This window comes from Cupriavidus sp. 8B, from assembly GCF_054589115.1.
Genome location: NZ_BAAILO010000399.1, coordinates 1 through 1,969, shown reverse-complemented (window position 1 = coordinate 1,969; position 1,969 = coordinate 1). Strand labels below are relative to the sequence as shown.

General features: G+C 64.9%; 3 protein-coding genes. All 3 read right to left on the bottom strand.

Annotation, left to right across the window (positions count from 1 at the left end; translation table 11 throughout):
- Positions 1 to 621 (bottom strand): TrbG/VirB9 family P-type conjugative transfer protein (locus tag ACYP5B_RS37630; RefSeq protein WP_459572966.1); only part of this gene is annotated, 621 nt, incomplete at its 3' end.
- On the bottom strand, positions 618 to 1,400 hold the full coding sequence (locus ACYP5B_RS37625; RefSeq protein WP_459572967.1) for a lysozyme family protein: 783 nt from the start codon (positions 1,398 to 1,400) through the stop codon (positions 618 to 620). The genes ACYP5B_RS37630 and ACYP5B_RS37625, both read right to left, overlap by 4 nt.
- A 16-nt stretch (positions 1,401 to 1,416) precedes the next feature.
- The coding region (locus ACYP5B_RS37620; protein WP_459572965.1) for a TraB/TrbI/VirB10 family type IV secretion system protein at positions 1,417 to 1,969 on the bottom strand (553 nt) is incomplete at its 5' end.

Here is a 1,969-nt window from a genome sequence, read left to right as displayed (position 1 = left end):
CGCCCGCAGCGCAATGTTCCGACGCTCGAAGTCCAGTTCTGCGTACAGGTCACGCTGCGCCAGCAGGCGCTCAAGCGCTTGCACCCAGTTCTCGCCGGCGCGCGTGGCGAAGCGCATCTCCTGGCTCAGGGCGATATCCTTCTGCGCCGAGCCGGTCCAGCCCGCCGGGGCGAGGGTCTTGATCAACGGCGCCAGCGGCATCGTCGTCTCGCTCGGGCGCACCAGCGCGAGACCATTGTGATTGCCAATCAAGGCGATGCGCCCGCTAAAGCCGCTGAAGCCGCGCGGCAACTCGCCGGCAGGATTCGCGGGCTCACCCGTGAAGCCGTTGGCTCGCGTCCAGCGCGCAACCACCTCGTTTCCGTTCGTGGTGTAGCGCACGACATCAGGCACGCCATCCAGGACGATATATGGACCAGATTGCTGCCCACCGCCCGCGACAATCTGCTGTCCAGCGCGAGGCTGGATGTAAGTGCTGCTGCCGTCGTTGAAGATCATCGCCGGCCGGTCGCTAGCCTTGGCCACGACCTGGTAGTCAAAGTCGAACGGATCGGTCGGCGCGGCGGATACCGGTCCGCTGATCAAGAGGGCGACGGCGGCGTAAAGAAGATGCTTGCTCATTGGGCCCTGCTGTCCATTTGCTTGAAGTGGTTCATGAATCTAGCGAGATACGGCCCGCCGCGGCTCGGGTCGGCGCTGTGGTACCAGGCCACCGCCTTCATCGCTGAGCCGCTGCGTTGCAGGTTCTCCGTCAGGATGGCTTCGGCCACGCGGATGTTGGTCGCCGGAGCGAGCGCATCCCATGACGAGGCGAACCGCTGGCCGTGGTAACACCAGTTGATCTGCATGATCCCAACGTCGAAATTGCAGCGCTTCTCGGAAAGCAGCTGATTGATCGCGGCATGCGCGTCTTCCCGTGTGGCGAAGTACATGCCGCGACCGGCCACATTGAGGGTCCACGGCCAGGGTCGGCCCCGATACGCCGATTCATTCATGGCGATGCTGGCCAGGATCTGCGGATCGACGCGCGCGCTCATCTGCGCAAAGGCTTCCGTCTTCGGTGCACAGGCCCAGCCGCCACGGCGCTCGACCAGCGCCACTTGTGCGCCCTCGTCCAGCGTCTCAGGGCGCAGCCAGCCATCGCGTGCAAGCAGCGCCGTGAGCGGCATGGTCCGCCCTTGCGACTCGACCGCCGGCGCCTGGCCGGGTTCCATACGCAGGGTCGCCCCAATCAACCGCGCCGACCAGCCGACGAACGGATCCAGCCCGCAATAGAGCACGGGCTTGCCCGGCAGCGAGACGATGCGCGCCCCGCCGCTGTCGCGCACGATCAGCGTCGTCGGGCTCACCATCGCCTCGACGGTCTGCGCGCCCGCGCCCGTCGCGGCCAGCGCCAACAGGAACGCAGCGGCACCCTTAATCACGGTAGGGCTCCAACACGATGTCGTGCTTGACCTGCACCATCATCTTCTGGCCCGGCTTCGTAGTAATCGTCGGGCGGATGTTCTGGTTGCGGTTGAGCATCGTCTGCGCTGTTTGCGCTGCCACCTGCCCTGCGGTGTTGCCGTAGGTCGTGATGCCTGCCGGGGAGGCAGTCGTCGCCGTTGCGGTGTTGTTGAAGCGCTGCTCCAGCACGCCGATGATCAAGGCCCCCGAGAAGATCTTGAAGAAGTGATTGTTGACGTCGCCACTGATGCCCGCATAGCCGTTCGGATCGGCCCCGCCCATGCCAAGGAGCGGTACCCACTTGCCATTAGGCAATTGCATCCGGGTGAATGCCGCCAGAATGCGCTCCTGCCCGATGCCGATGTCGCTGCTGTATGTACCAACCAGCGTCGAGCCTGCCGGAATGGCCTTGCAGGTGCCGTTGACTGTGTCGTAGACGTCGTTCGTGACGGTGGCGCGGAATTCGCCGGGCTTGTCCGAATTGAGGCCGCCGACGAAGGTAGCAGGAATCACGAATCCCTGG